The organism is Oleiphilus sp. HI0080, assembly GCF_001635135.1.
Genome location: NZ_LWFU01000834.1, coordinates 1 through 2,017 on the forward strand (window position 1 = coordinate 1; position 2,017 = coordinate 2,017).

General features: G+C 46.8%; 2 protein-coding genes and 1 tRNA gene. 1 reads left to right on the top strand and 2 read right to left on the bottom strand.

Annotated features, from left to right (window positions below):
* Positions 1–762, top strand: a 762-nt coding sequence (locus tag A3751_RS17005; RefSeq protein ID WP_068458171.1) for a M23 family metallopeptidase, incomplete at its 5' end; no start/stop codon positions are given.
* A gap of 34 nt (positions 763–796) precedes the next feature.
* Here the strand turns inward: A3751_RS17005 and A3751_RS17010 are convergent.
* Both A3751_RS17010 and A3751_RS17015 read right to left on the bottom strand, forming a co-directional pair.
* Positions 797–1,675 (bottom strand): AEC family transporter, encoded by an 879-nt coding sequence (locus A3751_RS17010; protein ID WP_068458173.1) that lies wholly within the window; start codon positions 1,673–1,675, stop codon positions 797–799.
* Between the two features lie 25 nt (positions 1,676–1,700).
* Positions 1,701–1,777: transfer RNA gene (locus tag A3751_RS17015), tRNA-Pro, on the bottom strand.
* Between the last annotated feature and the right edge of the window lie 240 nt (positions 1,778–2,017).

The following is a 2,017-nucleotide window of genomic DNA, read 5'->3' on the forward strand; positions in this document are numbered from 1 at the left end:
TCCATCAAAACGAGCAAACCGCGCTCTGAAACGTCGAAGGTTAGATTAATCCGACAAGAGCGAGACGACCAAGTTGTATTTGCGCTCAAAAACCCTCTGTTTGCTCCCGTTCAATGCTATTACCTCGTGCCAGGCAATGAAGACGCAACACAAATCTTAATTGAGCAGACAAGCGTGATAGATATTCTCGTTACTAAGGATCAATGGCTGCGGCCAAAAGACATCGAATTTGGCTGCCTGATAGGTGCACCAGACACCGTTCCCGACGAACAGGTATATGCGGTACCGTTTAAAGGATATAAGAGCCTACGCATCTCCCAAGGTTTTGGTGGAAAATTCAGCCATAGTCATGAACCTCAATACTATGCCATTGATATTGCGATGCCCGTCGGTACACCAATATCCGCAGCGCGCTCCGGAATTGTTATCGATATACAGGATACCTACGCGCACTCAGGTGTTAGCAGCGCCTTTTTTTATGACAAAGCGAACTATGCAATGGTTTTGCATGGGGATGGGACGTACGCCATGTATGGGCATCTATTGATAGGCAAAGTACTCGTTAAGCCAGGCGATAGCGTTGAAACCGGCCAATTGCTTGGATATTCCGGTAACACCGGTTTCTCGACCGGCCCTCACCTTCATTTTGTCATTCAATATAATAAGCAAGGTAAGCCGGCCTCCAAACGATTTAAATTGAAGCAGGCGGATGGCACTATCATCAACCCCAAAACAGACATCTGGCTTTTGCCGGCAGACTAATAATCGAATTACTTGGATCAGCGGCAGGGCGCTTTTACAACACAAATGCCAAGACGATAGGTATCGACAGGGCGCTAACCATATTCCCGGTCAAAACAATCGACGCGATCTTCTCAGGCTCAAACTTCAACTGTTCTGCAAGCAAATAATTTAAAACCGCAGGAGGTAACGCCGAGAAGATGATCAGCATTGCATACTGTTGATCACTCAAATCGACAAACAGGCCAACGAACAATGCGACGGCGACGCCACAAATGGGAGCCCAAATACCGGAGATAAGGCCAACCTTCCAATCATCGAGATTGGCAGCATACAAACGCGCCCCAAGCGCAAATAGCATAAGTGGGATTGAAATCTGGCCCAACATTTTTATCGCCTCAGCAATAAATCCCGGCAAGACCCAATGAAAGTGCGCAAACAATAGTCCCAATAGAGTGGCTTGGAGCATAGGTATTCTGAACAAAGCGAACAGACTGCTGCCAGGCTTCAACATCCGCATGCCGACTGAAAAATGCAATGTATTTTCGACGATAAACAATATCACGGCAGCAGGTAACGCCTCTTCGCCAAAAGCAAACAGCAAAAGCGGTAGACCAAGATTGCCAGAGTTGCGAAACATCATCGGTGGAACAAAGGTTTTCCAGTTCAGCCCTAAAGCGCGAGCAACTGGAAGAGACAAAAATCCGGGAAGAAGGACAACAATACTTGCAGCGACTGCGAGAGCCCCATACTCAGCTAATTCAAAATCCCCTTGTGAGAGAACAGAAAAAATAAGAAACGGCGTAAATAACTCGATATTAATGGCATTTGCATGACTTAGCTCCGGGCTTCTTTTCCGGGCATATAAGAAGCCAATGAACACAATCAGGAAAACGGGCCCAACGATTTCTAAAAGCCGAACTAACAACTCCATCTGGCTGCCATAAAAAGAAGAGAATTGGTCGGGATGAGAGGATTTGAACCTCCGACCACCTACACCCCATGCAGGTGCGCTACCAGGCTGCGCTACATCCCGAAAACCACAAACGAACGTTTGTTGGAACGGCGAGAATCATAGCGTAGAGATGTTAATAAATAAACTGCAGAAATAAAAAAAGCACGCTGCTCTCAACGAGCGAACGTGCTTTCTTCGAATCAGGAAGGGACTTAGGAGTTTAAAACGTCGAGCACTTCTTCCAACTCAGCGATCATTTGCTTCACTAGCTGAGCGGATTGAACGTTACCATCCTCTTCGCCTTCGTTAGCCAGCTTCTGT

Coding starts and splice junctions, on each gene's coding strand:
- A3751_RS17010 (WP_068458173.1), bottom strand. CDS start 1,675: ATGGAGTTGTTAGTTCGGCTTTTAGAAATCGTTGGGCCCGTTTTCCTG.